Genomic DNA, 19,182 nt, shown 5'->3' on the forward strand with positions numbered 1-19,182 from the left:
GTATAAGAGATAGCTCGTCTAAGCGGAGAATTAAAATCTACTGAAATTACTCCCCCTCCAAGCTTCCCATATCAATCACATAGCGGAATTTTGCCTTGCCGCTTGTAAGATTGCTATATGCTGTGTCAATGTCCTTTACACTAATGATTTCTACTTCAGGGTAGATTCCTTCTTTCACAGAAATATCTAGCATTTCTTGCGTCTCTTTAATGCCGCCAATGAGTGAGCCATACACCTTTTTACCCGCACTAAAAACAAGCCTTGTTACATCAATATGCGTTTTTAGCTCCACAGGCGGCAGCCCCACAATTGCCATCTCACCGCCAAATTTCAGCAAATCCACATAGCTATTGACATCATAAGCCGTAGGAATGGTAGAGATGATAAAATCAAATCGCTCACTGCATTCACTCGCACTTGTGTAAAGGGCTTTCACGCCTAGATTCTTAGCCTCTTGTGCCTTAAGTGTATTTCGTGCAAACACACTCACTTCCGCCCCAAGATATAGGGCGTATTTCACCGCCATAAGCCCAAGTCCGCCAAATCCAGCTACTGCGATCTTATCGCCCCTTTTTACCTTGCTAAATTTTAAGGGGCTATAAGTGGTGATCCCAGCACAAAGCAGTGGGGCGACTTTCTCTAGCGGGGCATTGTGCGGCACACTTATCGCAAATTTTTCACTCACAACGATATTATTTGAGTAACCTCCATAAGTTGGGGCATTATCGTGGAAGCAATCAAGGCAATCATAGGTAAAAACCGCCTTGCCATTCTCGCAAAACTGCTCTTGGCTCTGCTTACACGCATTGCATTCCCCACAGGAATTCACCATACAGCCAACCCCCGCATAATCGCCGATCTTAAACTTACTCACATTTTTACCCACAGCTACCACACGCCCAGCTATCTCGTGCCCTGGGACCATAGGATAGATTCCCTCTTTCCATTCACTTCTAGCAGAGTGTATATCGCTATGGCAGATTCCAGCATAGAGAATCTCAATCAATATGTCATTTTCTCCCATTGCGTGGCGAGTGAAGCTAAAAGGCTTAAATGTGTCATCTTTGTGCGTAACTGCATAGCCTTTTGCGGTGATTTTTTGCCCATTGTTGGCTTGGGCTAGATTTTCTTCTAAAAGCATAAAATTCCTTTGGGTAGTAAAATAGCTAAGATTCTATAATATTTGTCTATGAAAAATGCTAACAAGCGGGTTTAGACAAACACATAAAATCTTTAAGAGTGATATTATAAAGCCTAACACCTAGTGTCTGTCAAGGGGAAAATGTCAAAAAATAAAAGGGTTGTGTGATATCCTTTATGGACTATACCGACTTATCGAACAAAAATTTAATGTAGCTTCATATGTTAATTTTTAAAAAACAAATCATTTTGATTGAGTTTGCGTTGGTCCTAGCCTCCATATTCGATTATTCTACCATTGTACTTATTTTGCAGAGACATGGCTTCCAAAACTACAAAGACATATTTATATCATTTTGCTACAATGCCGCTTTTATTTTAGATTCACATAAGGTTTTAATATGTCAAAGCAAATACGACACTTTAGCATACTTTTTCTTTTCCTTGTAGCCCTAGACCAAGCTATAAAATACACAATGATTTATATCGCACAGCCACAAAGTTTGCATGATTTTGTAATGATTGCTGATATGCCGGTAATTTCTATCGCCCTTGTCTTTAATACAGGTGTTGCTTTCTCATTTTTTACATGGCTTGGGGAATGGCTAAAATACATACAAGTAGGTCTTATAGCCCTTATTGTTGGAATCTTATTCGCACAAAAAGATCTTTTTAAACAGCATTATATCGCTTTTTCGCTTATGCTTGCAGGTGGGACTTCAAATATACTTGATAGATTTTTACATGGCGGTGTTGTGGATTATATCTATTGGCATTATAAGTTTGACTTTCCTATATTTAATTTTGCTGATATTATCATTGATTGCGGTATTGCCCTTTTTATCTTGCAAACCCTGCTTTTACATAAAAAGAAAAAATAATTCACACTCTTCTAAACTTCCTAAACACCCTCGCAAAGCCCATAGCACTCATAAAATACAACGCCGCAAAAGCACATATCCCACTTGCCACAAAGCCAATAGATTCTATCCCAAAATGCGTATATGCCAAGCCGCCAATCAACGCCCCACTGCCTATACCAACATTAAAAATACCTGAAAAAATACTCATTGCTACCGCTGTAGCATTTGGCACAGCAGCAATCACTTGTGATTGAAAAATCACACCAAAAAGCATAAAGCATAGCCCCCATATCGCACAAAGTAGCGTGGTAGCTAGACTAGTTTCACTCACAACATACAATAAAAGCATACTAAAACCCAAACCAAAAAGGCTAAGACGCACAAAGGCTAAATGAAATCTCTCATAGAATCTTGCAAATAGCACACTCCCTACCACACCCATAAGCCCAAATAAGCACAAGATAAAAGTAACAGAACTCGCCCTAAACCCCGCCACATTCTCCAAAAATGGCTCAATATAAGTATATGCGCTAAAATGTCCGCTCACAAATACAAGTGTGAGAAAGCAAATCTTCATAAATGCCTTATTTTGCAGAAGTGTAGGAAGCGTTTTTAGCGAAATATTTTGCGTGTTTGGCATAGTAGGAAACACCCGCCAGAAAGCAATGCCAACACACAACGCCACAAGCCCAATACACAAAAAGCTCACCCGCCAATCCACATATAGCCCTATCATACGCCCAAGCGGCAGCCCAGCAATCATAGCAAGTGAGCTACCTGTAATCACAAAGCCTAAAGCACTGCTTTGCTTACCCTTTGGGGCAGCACGCACCGCCATAACAGAGGCGATAGACCAAAAGAGCGCGTGAGATAGGGCTACACCGATGCGAGAGGCTACAAGCATAATGAAATTTTGTGATAAAGCCGAGATGAAATGACTAAGCACAAATACAGCGATGACGCCCAACATAAGGGATTTGAGATTGCTTTGTGCGAAATAGAGCATAAGCGGCAAGGACGCAAGGGCTACCACCCACGCATAGATAGTAAGCATTACTCCAACTTCAGAATCACTCATAGAAAAGTCATTGCCAATCGCACCTAAAAGCCCAATAGGTATAAACTCCGAAGTATTAAAGATAAACGCACCAAAAGTAACGCACAAAACAGGCAACCAAGCAAAAATGCTGGATTTATTATGAGACATAATGAACCTTAAGTATAAAATGAAAATGTTTTATAGCATAAATTTGTGTGCTTTATTGTCATTTTATTGTAAGTTTATAATGTAGCAAAACCAAATGTTACGATATAGACATACGAGCGATACAAAGAGATTCTAAAAATACAAGCACAAATCACAAGAACTTAAAAATTTTTACTTACAATACTAAATAGAATCTGTTATATGGAGATTACATGCAAACGCCGTTTATCATCGCAGAGCTTAGTGCAAATCATAACCAAAGCCTAGAGGTCGCCCTAAAAAGTGTAGAAGCCATCGCAAAAACAGGTGCAAATGCAATAAAGGTGCAGACCTATAAGCCAAGCTGCCTTACCCTGCCTTATAAAAATGAGTATTTTAGGATTAATGATGGATTGTGGAAAGATTCTTATTTATGGGAGCTTTATGAAGACGCACAAATGCCATGGGAGTGGCATAAAGAGATATTTGACTTAGCACATACTTTAGGTTTAGAATCTTTTAGCACACCTTTTAGTGTGGAGGGGGTAGAGTTTTTAGAAAATCTAAATTGCCCTATCTATAAAATCGCAAGCTTTGAAGTCATGCACACCCCACTTTTAAAGGCAGTAGCAGCGACAAAAAAGCCCGTGATTCTTTCACTTGGAATAGCAAATGATGATGAGATAAAACATGCCCTAGAGATTCTAAAGGATAATGAATCTATCACACTTCTTTATTGCATATCTGCATATCCTGCCGCATTGAGTGATGCAAAACTCACAAACATTCAAGCGATAAAAGAGCAATGGAAGCACTATAATGTAAAGGTTGGCTTATCTGATCATACACTAGGCATTAGTGTGCCACTTATGGCGACACTCTGTGGTGTGAGTGTGATTGAAAAGCATTTTATTTTAGATAAGAATCTAGGTGGTGTAGATAGTGCATTTAGCCTTGATGTGAATGAATTTAGCCTTATGGTAAATAGCGTGCGTGAAATTTGTGAGTTAGCAAAAGATTTTTATGATAACGATTCTAAAATGTGTGATAAAGAGAGAGGATTGCTACCCATTATAGAATCGCATATAGATTCTAAAGAGAAAAAGGGGCGAAACTTTGGGCGTAGCCTGTTTGTCTCAAAAGATGTAAAGGCTGGAGAGATAATAAGCCTTGAGAATATTGCATGTGTGAGACCTTGTTTTGGCATGTCGCCATTAAAGCTAGATTCCATACTTGGCAAAACTTTTAGTAAAGACATAAAAGGGGGCATGCCGCTTTTAGAATCTTATATTGAGTAAAAACAAATATGGGTTGCAGGAATGATTCTAAATATCTTGTTATTGAGCGTGATGAAAAAAGTTTTTACTTTATCTCAAAATAATAAGAAAATAGAACTCAACTTTTTATTAAGGCAAAAAGGGTAATAATTGAAAGATTCTAAACGAGTAATGATATTTAGCGGAGCAGGACTTAGTGCAGAGAGTGGATTACGGACTTTTCGGGATAATGATGGCTTATGGGAAGAGTTTGACATTATGGAAGTATGTAGTGCGAGTGGCTTTGCTAAGGATAGGCAGAAAGTGCTAGATTTCTATGATAAAAGGCGGATTCAATTAGGGCAAGTTAATCCAAATGTCGCACATAAGATGATAGCAAATCTTAAAGCAAACTATCCGCAAGAAGTGGTTGTTATCACACAAAATGTAGATGACTTGTTGGAAAGGGCTTTGTGTGAAGATGTGCTGCATTTGCACGGATTCTTACCTGAAGTGAGATGTGAATCTTGCTGTGCTATCACAAATATTGGTTATCAAGCTATGCCAAAACTTATATGTGAATCTTGTGGGAAAGAAGCATTAAGACATAATATTGTGATGTTTAGCGAATATGCCCCAAACTATGCCCTATTAGATAGAGAGCTAGAGAGACTAAGGGCGGCGGATAATAGCTTATTTGTCTGCATTGGCACAAGTGGAGAAGTGCTAAATGTTGCACAATTTAGTCAATGTGCAAAGCAGAGTGTGTTAAATAATTTAGAATCTAGCTGGTTTGATGGGTATTTTAGTATATGCTTTATAGAATCTGCTGTAAGTGCCGCCCCTAAGATTGATAGACTTGTGAGAGAGTTTATGCAAGCCTAAAGCTTATAAGGCAAGTTAGATTTTTGTGGGCTTGGAATCCCAATCAGCCAATATTCTAGAAATTCATCGCTCCGCTATCTACAAAAAACTCCAATATCGCTAAAAAACATACACCGCTACTCGTAAGCCCTAGTATAATAGTTGTTAGTATATCATATTCCCATATTCTTTAATTTTACGCGGTTAAGATTCAACAAATCCCATACGCATCGTTTATAATTATGTAACTACGGACTCCATTTTAAGCTAAAACGCTACACACTAATTATTTTTTCAGCATCCCATCTTCCTTTGCTTATTTTTTAAAACATTTCTAGCATACCAAGAGTGTTTCAAAAAATAGGGGGGGGGGGTATCGGATGTTCGAAGCATGATTATTTGGATGGTTTGAGGTGTGGAATATAGTGCTAGGTAAATACTGAATATAGATTTGCCTTACGCCTAATACTACAGGTTTATAGAAGAATCTAATCTTTAACATGAACGCATCCTATTTAATGTTTAGCATCACAAGCGTAAATACTCTAGAGCCTCAAATAAACTAATCTACATGAAGTGCTACTCACAATCTATTTGCCTCTTCTAGCATAAGTCGCTCTTCATCTTCTTCCTGCATGGCTGCTATCATTTCTGCATAGAGTTTTAGACTCTCAATCGCATCTTCTTCATCAATTTTACCCATAACATAACCAACATGCAGTAAGACAAAATCGCCGATAGCTACATTATCCTGCATTAAATCAAGGCTTGCTTCACGCTGCACTCCAAGTGTATCAAGTGTTGCCATATTTGTTTCTTTATTTATGCTTATGACTTTAGAGGGGATTGCTAAGCACATATTACTTCCTTGAGACAGAATCTTTCAAAACCATAATGCTAACATAATAAGAATAATATGCCACTTAAAACCATACTAATAGAAACTTTGCCATTAAATAATCTCTTGCACTGACAAACTAAAATCCATGTCGCAATGAAATATAGAACTAAAGTATTCCCTATAATGAAAGCAAAATATTATGTCATTCGATTTCAAATTATTTATACACAGAATCTCATAAAAATCATGTAAATTCACAACTTTGAATCCAATATAATATATGAAAAGTCAAATACTGCCGGTTTAAAGGTCTCTATATTAAGCTCTATTTTCATGTTCTTTTTTTCAAAAACAGATGGGTATCTAAACGCAATGAGATAGCCATTAGATAGATTATTATATAAAGTGAGCAAGTCATCAAACTCTCTAGCTTCTATGGGGCGTATCCACAAGGGCTTTCTGCCAAACATGCTAAGCTGCATAGAATCTGGAACTATAACATATTCATCATCGTTAAATATCTCTAAAAAAAAGTATTCCCTACCATTATAAATGCTGCTATCAAGGCTGTTTAAATGCGTTAATCTCGCGGCAATCTTTAGCTTTTCATCAACACCTGAAAGTAAAACCATGCGACTATTTTGTGCTAGTAGCTCAGTCGGCGTATCTAAAAATTCAGACTTTGAGAAATATGATGAGCAACCAAAACACAACACACAAAACAATAATAAAAGATTCCTAAAAACTATCTGCATACATGGCTTTCATATAAAGATTTACTGCGTATTCTAGCAAATTTGTTATAATACTTAGCTAAATTACACTTTAAGGTAAAACATGAGTATAAGGCATCTCATACAAACCACTGATTTACACATAGAAGAGATTAAGCATATATTTGAACGCACTGCAGCCATGACTGATAATAGAGAAACGCTAAAAAATAAACGATTTATTACCATATTTTTTGAAAACTCTACCCGCACATTAAGTAGCTTTGCCATAGCGATTAAGAATCTTGGCGGAGAAGTCATAAGCCTTGATGTAGCAAAAAGCTCTACTGCTAAGGGTGAGAGCATGGCAGATACCGCTGCAACGCTAAATGCTATGCAGCCACATGGAATCATAGTGCGACATAAAAGTGCTGGCGCACCAAATTTTCTAGCACATTTTACTTCATGTCCTATCATTAATGGGGGTGATGGCGCACACGCACACCCGACACAAGCCCTGCTTGACCTTTACACAATGGCAAATCATTTTGGCGATAATGATTGTTTGCGTGGGTTATCTGTGCTAAAAGGTAAAAAAGTAGCAATCGTTGGTGATATTAAAAACTCAAGGGTAGCAAATAGCAATATTGAGTTACTCACTCGTTTTGGCATAAATGTCGTGCTAGTAGCCCCACCACATTTTCTATACAAAACACGATTGCAAATCGCACATGACCTAAAAGATGTGATTGATGAAGTAGATATTATCATGGCATTACGCACACAAACAGAGCGGCATAATACGCAAATCTATGGTAGCCTAAAAGATTATGCGAATAGATTCTGTATTACTAAAGACTTGATTGCAGGAAGAGATATTATCGTTTTACACCCCGGACCTGTGCATAGAAACATTGATATTGATGATGATGTATTGGCAAGTCCTTGTTGCAAGGTGCTTACACAAGTGCAAAATGGTGTGAAAATCCGCATGGCTGTCATGGAGTTTTTATGCCATGATACATAGAGATTCTCCAAAATATATCACAAAGTAAGACATATTTATAATATGGTTTTTTTGTATGTTATAATCTCAACTATTTTTACTAGATTCTATTAAAGGTTTTTTATGCGTTTTCTTCTAACTTGTTTTATGCTGTGTTTTAGCTCTGTGTTGTTTGCAAGTGATATTGCTGGTGTGTATGCAATACCTTCAAAAGATGATGAATCTTATGTTGAGATTTTTCAAAAAAATGGCAAATTTTATGGTGTGGGCTTTGCAAATAAAAGTGGCAAAGATTCTGGCAATGATGTGAAAAATCCCGATCCAAAGCTTCGCGATAGAAAAGTCGGTGGAAGTGTCTTTTTATGGAATCTTACATATAATAAAGAAGATAATGAATATCAAAATGGCAAACTCTATAACTTTCAAAATGGCACAACCTATCATGTAAGTGCAGAGTGGGATAATGGTAAGCTAAAAGTGCGTGTAAGTAAGGATAAAAAAGGCGTATTTGGCAAAACACTTGTATGGCGAAAAATGAGTGAAAAAGAGATTGCACCCTATCAAGCAAAAAGACCAAATATAGAGTCTTTGCAATTACCAAAATGACAAATATATGAGATTGCAATTTCAAGGATAGAATCTACTTTATGTATGTTTTTTGCAGTATTATAAAAGTTTGGTTTTTTATAGAATACTCATTTGTTTGATATGTAAAATTATGATTCTAAAGTGTGTAAAATCTTATAAGGGATTAAAGGTAAAGAATGCTAACTAGAATATACAATTATAAAACACACAACCAAAAGGGACTAGAATAATGCAAGATAACGCACAACATGCTTTCCTAAAAACCTTTCAAAATCCAATCAAGCCAATAGCCATACCAGATACAAGCATACTGCAAGATTCAAATACAGATTTAACCCAAAATCCCATACAAAAAGAATCTATTGAAACAATAGATTCTACTAAAACGCAACACCCTACAAAAACTCATATAGAATCTAATACCACAAGCACAGCACAAAGCAATCATGTGATAAAAAAATCATTAAAAGATTCACAGCTTTTTTCCAAAACACAAACAATATTACAACATTTAGCAAATTTAAGTGTTTTTGATAGCGAAACCTTGCAAAAAGGAATGAAAATTGATTTATCTAACAGCAATTCTAAATTTTTTGAGTTATACATTGGGGCAGAGCTTCACTTGGCAACTGCTTATATTTATGTTCTTGATGAACGCACATTTGCAAAGCAAGATTCACCATATTTGCATTTCATTCGATGTGAAGCAATAAAAAGGGTATCACAAGAGTTAATAAAAGTATGTGTGCCGACAAAAAATGCCTTTGATTATCGAGTGCGTTCTAGTGGCGTAGATACAAGGCTTTTTTATGAGCATCCCTTGCGTATTTGCCCTGTATGTATAGCAGAGTTGTGTGAGATTTTAAGCACAAAACATAAACGCACAATCCATACAAATCAAATCAAAGAAGAAGAGATTCTTGGATTGCTTTTTAAAAACAAACTAAAAAATCTTGTAATGTAAAAGGAAAATCATGGTTCCATCACTTATTATGTTGCATCTATACGATAAGATTCCAAATGAAGGCATTACACTTGTGAAAGGCAAGCTAAAAAAACTTGATAAAGTAGGGCTTGCAAAAATAGTTATAGGTTTGCCCTTACTTAAGCTTTATAATGTGCAAATGGTGTTTTGGGTTGGCAGTGTAATACTTGGCATTTTTGGTGTAGGTCGCTTTATGATTGGAGATCGGGTTATTGGTGCATTGAAAGTTAGCCTTTTGTTTATATCTTATGCATTATTGATGATTAGTGCGGTTTTTACGCATTTATCAGATTTGGCTATTGTTTCGCTGAGTTTACTTATCGCAGGTTATGTGGGCTTAGTGGGTGTAGCGATATGGTGGGGGCTTGATATGTTTCTTATCATACCAAAAGCAAAGAGAGCAAATCTCAACAAAATACTACATTTATTCAATGCTTAGATTATAGAATCTATTCCTTATAGATGGCTACTGGGTTTAGAGTGCAAGGTAATAAAATCTAAATTAAGAGAGAAGACATGCAAAACAAGATTTTACAGGAACGCAGGGAAGCTTTCCTGCAAGAGATAGTTAATGAAGCGTTAGGAAGTTTGGGCGATAGTCTGCTTAACACACTAGAAGTTACAAAAGTGCAATGCTCAAAAGGCAAACATGATGCCAAAGTATTTATAGAATCAAGCAGCATAGATAAAGCTATGCAAAATAAGATTTTACAGGCTTTCAAAAAAGCTCGTCCCATCATACAAGAATATATTTTGAGTGCAACTTCATGGCATACCGCCCCAAAGATTACCTTAGTATTTGATGAAAGTTTGCAAATACAAAATAATCTTGATAAAATTTTTGCACAAATTAATGCCAAATCAAGCAATAACGAAAATAAGGAATAAAGCAATGATAACACAAGATTTGCATGATAAGATTGAATCTTTAATCACACAAAAAGGCTTGGAACTCTATGATATTGAGTTGTTAAAAGAGAATGAAAGCATGATTTTACGCATTTCAATCTTTAAGAAAGAGGGTATTAGTCTTGATGATTGTGAGAATATCAGCACGCTTATTGCACCACTTTTAGATGTAGAGTTAAGCGATTTGGAGGCATATCATCTAGAGGTGAGTTCGCCCGGTGTTGAGAGAAATCTAAAAAAGCCAAAGCACTTTTTATGCAGCATAGGGCAGAAAGTCGCAGTAACCATGTCAAATAAAACGATTATAAATGGCATTTTAGAATCTTATAATACAGATGAAATAACTATAAAAGAGATTCTAAAACCAACAAAGAAAAAGCAAAATAATTTAAAAGAATCTTCACAAGAAGCTAAAACGCATATAATAAAACTGAATGAAACCAAAAAGGTAAAGACTATTTTTGATTGGGATAGTTATAGTTTATAAATAAATTTGGTAGCATACCTGCTCTTATTGCTTTTTTCTATAATCTTGCAGCCTAGATTCCATTATATAGGATATTTATGCCGCAAGTAAGCACACAAAATACAAAATGCGGCAGTAGATGGCAAGTTATAAATAATTGGAATCTTATCATTTTAAGTATGACAAAAAGCGAAATATCTTAAAGTGGTAAAATCTCTAAAGGATTTTTCGCTACACGCAAATGGCACAACTTAGATTCTATGTCTTTATAGTCGAATACGGATAGTAAAAAGACAAATCTTAGAATCTATACATATAACGAGCGATGATTGAATACACTTCTCTAGCATAGGTCTCATCACTTGCATAAGAAGCAGCCTTAAGATCCCTTGTGCCAATGTGTGATTCTATAAATGGAATCTTGCCGACTAATTCCAACACATGCTTATCTTGAGAATAACGCAAACCAATATTTAACGCTATATCAAATGCAAGAGGCTTTTTAACCGTTTCTTGTTCATAAACTATATAATATCCCTTACCCCAATATACACCACCTAATTGCAATCCACCAACAACGCCAATATTTCCGCCAGCAATTTCCACAAAATCATACATAACATCAGCACCAATCCCAAAATGCGTTGCATACATTCTATAAGTGCTAGACATACTCACTAAGGCATATCCCCTTACTCCCAAATTATTGCTAAACCAATATTCATAACCACCAATCACACCATAAGATGCGACACTAAAATTCCAATCGCTTATAGAATCTTTATTGGTAATATTATCATGCTTTGCAATCAACTTATGTTTATCTTTTAACATAGAAGTCCCCGCCTGTAAGCCAACAAATGCCCTGCCTTTACTCTCTGTGGATACACTCTCTGTGCTTTCACTTGCATAAGCCATACTAGAAACAAGCATTAAAGATAAAACACTTGCCTTTATACTCTTTTCAAATCCCATGATTTCTCCTTAAAAATTTGTAATGAGTTTGGCATTCTACAAAAAAAAAAAAACAAATCAAGGGTAAATAAAACATTATGTAAAGAGAGAAAAATGTAATTGCATTTCATATTATCACAACTCAAACCACTCTGTATGTTTGTGAGATAAATTTCATGTAATATAAGAAAACATCAAAAACCCTTGAATCGTTTTTTTTTTTGTATAGTTGCGTTTGCTTATGTAAAGGCTATATTCTAAATTTAAGGAATCTCATGTTTCTAAGCACTACTTTTAAAAGACGAATAAAGGGGTATATGGCAGAACAAGGTTGGTATGCCTCAAATCTTCATGCACTGCAAGCTGAAATCCTGCAAACACAATTATTATCAACGCAAAAATACAGCGATCCTAGGCGACTTGAGCATTTTGGATATAAAGCATATAGTCAGGGTGATGAAGATGGAATCATACAAGAGATATTTAATCGTATAGGCACGACAAATCGCTTCTTTGTGGAGTTTGGCGTGCAAGATGGGCTAGAGAGTAATACACATTTCTTGCTTCTGCAAGGGTGGAATGGCGTCTTTATGGAGGGTAGCAGTGAATATGTAGCACAGATTCAAGAGAAGTTTGCTAGTCCAATAAGTGAGGGGCGACTAAAGGTGATGAATGCCTTTATCACGCGTGAAAATATTAATGATCTTATGCAAGAGAATGGTGCTGCAAAGATTGATGAAATTGATTTATTGTCGATTGATATTGATGGGAATGATTATTATATCTTTGAGGCAATTGAGTGTATTCATCCGCGTGTAATTGTCGTGGAATATAATGCGAAGTTCCCACCACCAGCTCGCTGGATTATGCCCTACAACAAAGAGCATGTATGGGATGGCACGGATAGACAGGGGGCGTCTCTGCAGGCTTTAGCAGATCTTGGAGAGAAAAAAGGTTATAGGTTAGTTGCTACAAACTTAAATGGTATAAATGCTTTTTTTGTGCGAAATGACTTAATAGATTCTAATCTCTTTGCCTTGCAAAGCCCAAAGGAGCTTTATAATCCCATGCGATTAATGAGTTTTAGAAGCGGTCATCCCACAAAGGAATACTTAGGGAATCACGCCCTTAACTTTAGATAATCAAGATAATGTAGTTGTTATATGATATTTGTGGGCTGTATGCAGAAACTTGTTATAAAATTTACATTGCGTGCTATGTAAAACAACTTACCAGCATGTAAAACTTAGAATCCCCCCCCCCCCCCATTTAATCTATTGAAAAGGTTATTATGATATAACCCTATCGCCTCAAGCATAGAATCCACCCATCACCACAAACAATAATGACAATTTAATAACATAAAACCACATAGTATTATTATGAAGATTAAGGGCTTTTTTGCTATACTTCGCATATTTTATTTTAGGAGCGTTGCATGGATTTTCTCACAAATCTTAGTGAAGGTTGGCAGTTTGGCATTCAGCTTTTAGTCGTGCTTATATGTCTGTTTTATGGTGCAAGAAAAGGTGGTATTGCACTTGGGCTTTTGGGCGGTATTGGAATCTTAATGCTTGTATTTTTCTTTCATATTAAGCCCGGAAAGCCAGCAATTGATGTTATGCTTACCATCTTAGCAGTTGTTGTAGCGAGTGCTACACTTCAGGCAAGCGGTGGGCTAGATGTTATGCTGCAAATCGCAGAAAAAGTGCTAAGAAAAAATCCAAAACTCTTAACGATTCTAGCGCCTTTTGTTACCTGCTTTCTTACTATTTTATGTGGGACTGGGCATGTGGTTTATACGATTATGCCAATCATTTATGATATTGCGATTAAAAATAATATCCGCCCAGAGCGTCCTATGGCTGCTGCTTCTATTGCTTCACAAATGGGGATTATTGCCTCGCCTGTGTCTGTTGCGGTTGTAAGCCTTACTGCCCTACTTTTAAACTCCGAGCATAAACTTGCAGGATTTGATGGCTATATCAATCTGCTTCAAATCACTATCCCTAGCACACTTTTTGGTGTATTGTGTATTGGAATCTTTTCATGGTTTAGGGGTAAAGATTTGGATAAAGATTCTGAATTTCAAGCTAAACTCAAAGACCCCGAATTTAAAAAATATGTCTATGGCGATAGCAAAACCTTGCTAGGCGTTGATTTACCAAAGAGTAGCTGGATTGCTATGTGGATATTCTTAGCTGCAATTGCTTGTGTAGCTTTGCTTGGAATCTTTGATTCTTTACGACCAAATTGGGGGCAAATAATGAAAGATGGCGTAGCACAAGTTGATGCGTTGGGGAATCCTAAAATAGATTCACTCTCAATGGTAGCAGTGATTCAGATGTTTATGCTACTTGCTGGCTCGCTTATTATTATTTTTACAAATACTGATGTGAAAAAAATCGGTAGCAATGAGATTTTTAAATCTGGCATGATTGCACTTGTAGCCGTGTTTGGAATCTCATGGATGGCAGATACAATGTTTGCCGTGCATACACCGATGATGAAAGATGCACTTGGCAATATTGTAACAACACATGTTTGGACTTATGCGATTATGCTACTTTTAATCTCAAAGTTTGTCAATTCTCAAGCAGCAGCAATCGCAGCATTTGTGCCATTAGCCTTAAATATCGGGGTTGAACCCGGAATCATTGTAGCCTTTGCAGCAGCGTGCTATGGCTATTATATTTTGCCAACTTATCCAAGCGATCTTGCAACAATTCAGTTTGATAGAAGCGGCACAACGCATATTGGACGATTTGTTATCAATCATAGCTTCATTTTACCGGGCTTAATCGGTGTGTTTAGCTCTTGTGTAGCTGGATATTTTCTAGCTTTAGTGGCTGGATATTTGTGATTTTGATGTTTGGTTTAAATAATAGCACAAAGCACAAGTTTTTTTTGGTGTTGTGTGTGTGTCGGGATTTGCAATAAATAGGGTTACAAACTCACATCACATGTTAAAGTTGTATTTTTTTTTTTACAACAGAACGATAAAATCAAAATAACAATAACTTGATAGATTCCGTATTCTCTGCTTTTATGGATTGGCGGAAGGTTTAGGATATAGAATCATAAAATCTAGTTCTTATCATTTATTTGAGTAAGCTATGAAGTTTTGAGATACAGAATAAAAAACTTATCAAATCAATATGCTAAGGAACTGATTTTTTTGAAAACAAAGCGATATGATATAAAAATGAGATTCATATAAATTAATATTTTTTTGCTACAATACAAGCTTTTATTATTTTTGTGTTTGGAGAATAAAATGGTAACACGGACTGAACAAGTAATTGCTAAAGCATTAGAGCAAACAGGGAATGATAGATATAAGCTTTCTGTATTAGTGTTTGCAAGAGTGAAAGAGCTTAGTGTTGGGGCACAGCCATTACTGAATTATCCAGATGATTATCTAAGAAAAATGGAGCCATGCGACATTGCCTTGCAAGAAATAGCTGATGGTAAAGTAACACTTGCAAACCATCTTTAATAGATTCTACAAAGTATTGAGCCATTGACAATAATAAGCCTTAAGGTTGCTACATGGATTTTTTTGATAATTTAGCACAAATTGAGACAATAGAAGATGCACTAAAGCAATTAGAATCCTTGCAAACAATTACACCAAAAATTGTAAAAGCCATAGAGGACGCACAAAGGTTTCATGAGGGGCAATTGCGTAAAAGTGGCATACCCTATGTTGTGCATCCTATATGTGTGGCTTGTATTGTAGCACATTATGGCGGCGATGAAGCAATGGTGTGTGCTGCGTTGCTTCATGATATTGTAGAAGATACATTGTGTGAGATTGACTATATCCATGAGAGTTATGGCGAAGAAGTCGGAGCGTTAGTAGATGCTTTGACAAAGATTGTTGAGATACGCAATGAAGAGCTTACTTCGGATACAAGCAATGAAAAGCTTGTAGCACAAGCCTTATCTTTCCGTAAAATGCTTATAGCAAGCATACAAGATGCAAGGGTGCTTGTCATAAAGATTAGTGATAGAATGCATAATATGCTAACGCTTGATGCCCTAAGCACAGCAAAACAGATAAGAATCGCAGAAGAAACGCTTGTCGTTTATGCCCCTATCGCTCATAGACTTGGCATGTCTTCATTAAAAAATGAACTAGAAGATAAAAGCTTTTATTATATCTATTCTGACTCTTATAATAAGATACAAGAAGAAAAGAATGCGAAAAGACAGAATCTTGAGTTGCGTCTAAATGATTTCACACAAAAGATTTCTAAGCTTTTACTAAACAATGGCTTTCTGCGGGATAGCTTTGAGATTCAGAGTCGAATTAAACGCAATTATTCCATACATTTAAAAATGCAAAGAAAGGGCATTAGTATGGACGAAATGCTAGATTTACTTGCGGTGCGTATCATTGTCAAGAATCAGATAGATTGTTACCGCGCTTTGGGTATCGTGCATATTAATCTAAATCCTATACCTTCAAGGCTTAAAGACTACATTGCATTGCCAAAAGAGAACGGCTATCAAACAATACATACTACCGTGTTTGATGATGGAGCGGTTTATGAAGTCCAGATTCGCACCTATGATATGCACAAAAGTGCCGAAATGGGTATGGCAGCACACTGGAAATACAAAAGTGGCAGTGTATCGCCAAATCTTAATTGGCTAAAAGATATGAAAGAGAGTAGCAGTGTAAGCAAAAGTGCCGAAGAGTTTTATGAAGTAACAAAAAATGATCTTTACAGAGAAGATATTGTCGTTTTTGGTCCAGATGGAAAGACTTTTAGTTTGCCTGTTGGCTCTGTGGTGCTTGACTATGCGTATGCGGTGCATAGTGATGTAGGAGATATGGCTGAAAAAGCATTTGTGAATAATCAAAGGGTATCTTTACTGCAAAAATTAAAGAGTGGTGATATTGTAAAAATCGAAAAGGGTGAAGTCGCACAAACGCGTTGCACTTGGATAGATTCTGTGAAAACTTCAAAAGCAAAGATTCACATGCGGACAATGTGTCATAATAAAATAAAAGAAATTGATAAAAAAGTAGCTATAAATATTTTAACCACCATTTTTGATAAAGAACATAAGTTTTTTGGTGAGTTTATAAGAAATCATAACTTAGAAGATCGCATAGGACAAGCTGCAACAGATTTAACCTTTTTGCAAGAAATTAAGAATGATTTTAAGCGAGAATATAAGATTGATAATAGTTTCTTTGCATTTATGCGTTTTAAGACACTGAATCTAAAAGAGCAAAAATTCGATAACCTAATCCTACATACAAATAGAAATATTAGTGAGTTAATTTTTGATCATTGCTGTCATCCAAAATTTGGCGATTCGGTAGTTGCTATAAAGAATGGACAGAGGGCAATCGTGCATCACAAGCTTTGTGATAAAGCAAATGAGAGAATTAATCAAGGCGTAAATCAGCTATTTGTAACATGGGCAAAACATGCAAAAGTGAGCTTTAGGGTTATTGTTTCATTTGAAAATAAAAATGGGGCAATTGCAGAGTTTCTCACAACTCTAGCAAAACACAATTATAATGTAATAAAAGTAGAATATGATGGACATAAAAATAGCTTTTCACCCGTGTGTGAAGTTATCATAGAATCTGATCAAAAAGATACAAAGATAATCAAAGAGGCATTACAAAAAAAATATAGAATCATTAAGTTTGTAAATCTCAAAGATGCATATCAAGAGTAGATAAAAGTGTATTGATATTTATTAAAGTGTTAAAAGATTTATAGTTTGTTTGCTGATTTTATAACTTTTCGTACAATACTATTTGTTTAAATTCTAAGTCCCCACCCAAAATTCTAACCGATATTTTCTCTAGTTATATAATTTATAAGAGTTAGCTAGAAAAAATTTTTAAAAAATTATATGCTTGTGTGTAATATTGTAACTTATATAATGATGAATTAGCATAAGTGGGTAATTGCATTTTATTATAAGAGTAAAATTCCCCTTGTGTGTTGTGTTCTTAGTGATTGCAATGCGTAAATATGCTTTATAATCTAGCTTACAATAAACTTTATTTAAAACTTAAAAATAACTTAAAATTTCATTGTTGGAATCACAATTCTATCCAAAGTCCGCAAAATAGGGCATAAAATGTATATGTGTGTCAAAATTTGTGCCATGAGTGTATTTTTTGTGTCATTTATGTGTGATAGAAAATCTTAAAGAATGAGATAAGTTGCAGAGAGATTGAAATATTTTTAAATATTTAAAGCTTTGTAGCTTGTGTGATTGGCTCTTGTAAAGTTGTCTTGCTTTGATTGGCTTTTGTGTGAATGCAAAGGCTAGTGTGATTTATGTTTGCATGATTTAGGGTTTTTGTGTGTTATTTGTGTAATTTTGGCTGATATTCCACTGAAATAAGGCTCTAAAACTAAGCTACACTAGGCTACATTGTGGCTAGTTTTGCTTTTTTGATAGAAATTACACTTAAAACTACCATTAAACTTACATAAATGACTTACATTTTCTTGCAATTTTGTTAAATTCTCGCTTCGTCTGCTTCATTTCATAGTGTTTTTGTCAAAAAAACTCACAAACAATCTTTTTTATATGTTCTCTCTTATATATATTACTATCAACAAACATGTAAGATATAAAAATCTTCTAAAATGTGGCGTGTGAATTGTAGGGCTTTGAAAATGCAAAAATTGCAATTTTGGCTTTCAAGTGTGGCGTGAAATTGAGATAGCACAGAATCTAATAAAGATGTTTCGCTTCCGCTCAACATGACACAGATTCTAAAACCTAAAATGTGGCGTGAAAAAACACTCAAACACAAAGACACAGAAACATTGAGAAACAAACAAAAACGCATAAATTTAGATTTTGGGCTTTAAAGTGTGGCATGGCAAATATGGCAACATAAACGATAAATGGATCGCCATGACTTGCTTTGCAAGGGTCGCAATGACATTGAATATAGAATCTAGCACTAAAAAAACATGATTGTTTATCGTTATTTATCACAAAACAACAGAGATAATCAAATTAAAATAAAAACCTAATAAAGATGTTTCGCTTACGCTCAATATGACAAGAGAAAAGGGCAGCATGACAAGATTCCAAACAATATAGAATTTAATACTTAACAAGAATACAATCTAGCATACTTTTACACAAAAGCAAACACAAACAGGGCTTTAAAAGAAAGAATACAAATAGAAACATAAAACAACAAGAAACTAACAAAAACACAAAAAAACAAGATAAGATTCTAAACAGTATAGAATCTAGCTTTCTATGTTAATTATAGCTTATGTATTTAAGGCTTATTGCAGATAGATTTATGTTAGGATTTGTTTTAATGGAATGGAGATTTCAATCTTATTGCATGTTTTACAAACTTTAGTTAATTTGTAATTTTGCTAGAGTAAAAAATTCTATG

The 19,182-nt window shown here is 35.5% G+C and carries 18 protein-coding genes; 13 read left to right on the forward strand and 5 right to left on the reverse strand.

All coding sequences use genetic code 11. The features are described from left to right. Positions 1 to 46 precede the first annotated feature (46 nt). A complete protein-coding gene (locus XJ32_RS01415) occupies positions 47 to 1,141 on the reverse strand; it encodes an NAD(P)-dependent alcohol dehydrogenase (protein ID WP_077388113.1) in 1,095 nt (364 codons plus the stop codon). Between the two features lie 400 nt (positions 1,142 to 1,541). Here XJ32_RS01415 and lspA point away from each other — a divergent pair, with 400 nt between their 5' ends. Further along, positions 1,542 to 2,021 carry a signal peptidase II gene (gene lspA, locus XJ32_RS01420; RefSeq protein WP_020995988.1) on the forward strand — a complete coding sequence of 160 codons (480 nt, stop codon included), beginning with the start codon at positions 1,542 to 1,544 and terminating at the stop codon, positions 2,019 to 2,021. A gap of 1 nt (position 2,022) precedes the next feature. Here lspA and XJ32_RS01425 read toward each other — a convergent pair whose 3' ends face one another. Next, complete coding sequence (locus XJ32_RS01425) at positions 2,023 to 3,210, reverse strand: sugar transporter (protein ID WP_077388114.1); 1,188 nt, start codon at positions 3,208 to 3,210, stop codon at positions 2,023 to 2,025. 212 nt (positions 3,211 to 3,422) lie between these two features. Here XJ32_RS01425 and pseI point away from each other — a divergent pair, with 212 nt between their 5' ends. Beyond that, entirely contained in the window at positions 3,423 to 4,487 is a 1,065-nt protein-coding gene (pseI, locus tag XJ32_RS01430; protein WP_077388115.1) for a pseudaminic acid synthase, read from the forward strand. Positions 4,488 to 4,637: 150 nt separating this feature from the next. Further along, on the forward strand, positions 4,638 to 5,330 hold the full coding sequence (locus XJ32_RS01435; RefSeq protein ID WP_077390026.1) for an SIR2 family NAD-dependent protein deacylase: 693 nt from the start codon (positions 4,638 to 4,640) through the stop codon (positions 5,328 to 5,330). Between the two features lie 562 nt (positions 5,331 to 5,892). On the opposite strand, the gene XJ32_RS01440 is transcribed toward XJ32_RS01435, so the two are convergent. Both XJ32_RS01440 and XJ32_RS01445 read right to left on the reverse strand, forming a co-directional pair. After that, a complete protein-coding gene (locus XJ32_RS01440; protein ID WP_077388116.1) occupies positions 5,893 to 6,168 on the reverse strand; it encodes a HypC/HybG/HupF family hydrogenase formation chaperone in 276 nt (91 codons plus the stop codon). Positions 6,169 to 6,404: 236 nt separating this feature from the next. Then, on the reverse strand, positions 6,405 to 6,905 hold the full coding sequence (locus tag XJ32_RS01445) for a hypothetical protein (protein ID WP_077388117.1): 501 nt from the start codon (positions 6,903 to 6,905) through the stop codon (positions 6,405 to 6,407). 82 nt (positions 6,906 to 6,987) lie between these two features. On the opposite strand from XJ32_RS01445, the gene XJ32_RS01450 reads away from it, so the two are divergent. The 6 genes from XJ32_RS01450 (at position 6,988) to rimP (ending at position 10,838) form a co-directional block, all read left to right on the forward strand. After that, positions 6,988 to 7,890: an aspartate carbamoyltransferase catalytic subunit gene (locus XJ32_RS01450; RefSeq protein WP_077388118.1), complete on the forward strand. Its 903-nt coding sequence runs from the start codon at positions 6,988 to 6,990 to the stop codon at positions 7,888 to 7,890. Between the two features lie 102 nt (positions 7,891 to 7,992). Continuing rightward, positions 7,993 to 8,475, forward strand: coding sequence for a DUF2147 domain-containing protein (locus XJ32_RS01455; protein ID WP_077388119.1), 483 nt, complete (start codon positions 7,993 to 7,995; stop codon positions 8,473 to 8,475). Positions 8,476 to 8,686: 211 nt separating this feature from the next. Beyond that, complete coding sequence (locus tag XJ32_RS01460) at positions 8,687 to 9,421, forward strand: hypothetical protein (RefSeq protein ID WP_005219698.1); 735 nt, start codon at positions 8,687 to 8,689, stop codon at positions 9,419 to 9,421. Positions 9,422 to 9,431: 10 nt separating this feature from the next. Continuing rightward, entirely contained in the window at positions 9,432 to 9,881 is a 450-nt protein-coding gene (locus XJ32_RS01465; protein WP_004087495.1) for a hypothetical protein, read from the forward strand. 77 nt (positions 9,882 to 9,958) lie between these two features. Then, complete coding sequence (rbfA, locus tag XJ32_RS01470; RefSeq protein WP_004084965.1) at positions 9,959 to 10,330, forward strand: 30S ribosome-binding factor RbfA; 372 nt, start codon at positions 9,959 to 9,961, stop codon at positions 10,328 to 10,330. A gap of 4 nt (positions 10,331 to 10,334) precedes the next feature. Next, the gene (rimP, locus tag XJ32_RS01475) at positions 10,335 to 10,838 is read left to right on the forward strand and encodes a ribosome maturation factor RimP (protein ID WP_004084967.1); all 504 of its coding nucleotides are present in this window, start codon (positions 10,335 to 10,337) and stop codon (positions 10,836 to 10,838) included. A 279-nt stretch (positions 10,839 to 11,117) separates the two neighbouring features. Here rimP and XJ32_RS01480 read toward each other — a convergent pair whose 3' ends face one another. Further along, on the reverse strand, positions 11,118 to 11,792 hold the full coding sequence (locus tag XJ32_RS01480; RefSeq protein ID WP_077388120.1) for an outer membrane beta-barrel protein: 675 nt from the start codon (positions 11,790 to 11,792) through the stop codon (positions 11,118 to 11,120). Between the two features lie 296 nt (positions 11,793 to 12,088). On the opposite strand from XJ32_RS01480, the gene XJ32_RS01485 reads away from it, so the two are divergent. The 4 genes from XJ32_RS01485 (at position 12,089) to XJ32_RS01500 (ending at position 17,477) form a co-directional block, all read left to right on the forward strand. Next, entirely contained in the window at positions 12,089 to 12,913 is an 825-nt protein-coding gene (locus tag XJ32_RS01485; protein ID WP_254422415.1) for a hypothetical protein, read from the forward strand. A gap of 296 nt (positions 12,914 to 13,209) precedes the next feature. Continuing rightward, positions 13,210 to 14,634 carry an anaerobic C4-dicarboxylate transporter gene (locus XJ32_RS01490; RefSeq protein WP_077388122.1) on the forward strand — a complete coding sequence of 475 codons (1,425 nt, stop codon included), beginning with the start codon at positions 13,210 to 13,212 and terminating at the stop codon, positions 14,632 to 14,634. Between the two features lie 414 nt (positions 14,635 to 15,048). Next, positions 15,049 to 15,270 carry a DNA-directed RNA polymerase subunit omega gene (locus tag XJ32_RS01495; RefSeq protein WP_004084069.1) on the forward strand — a complete coding sequence of 74 codons (222 nt, stop codon included), beginning with the start codon at positions 15,049 to 15,051 and terminating at the stop codon, positions 15,268 to 15,270. A 53-nt stretch (positions 15,271 to 15,323) separates the two neighbouring features. Beyond that, positions 15,324 to 17,477 (forward strand): RelA/SpoT family protein, encoded by a 2,154-nt coding sequence (locus XJ32_RS01500; protein WP_077388123.1) that lies wholly within the window; start codon positions 15,324 to 15,326, stop codon positions 17,475 to 17,477. Positions 17,478 to 19,182: the final 1,705 nt, after the last annotated feature.

Origin of the sequence: Helicobacter bilis (assembly GCF_001999985.1) — a bacterium.
GTDB lineage: Bacteria > Campylobacterota > Campylobacteria > Campylobacterales > Helicobacteraceae > Helicobacter_A > Helicobacter_A rappini.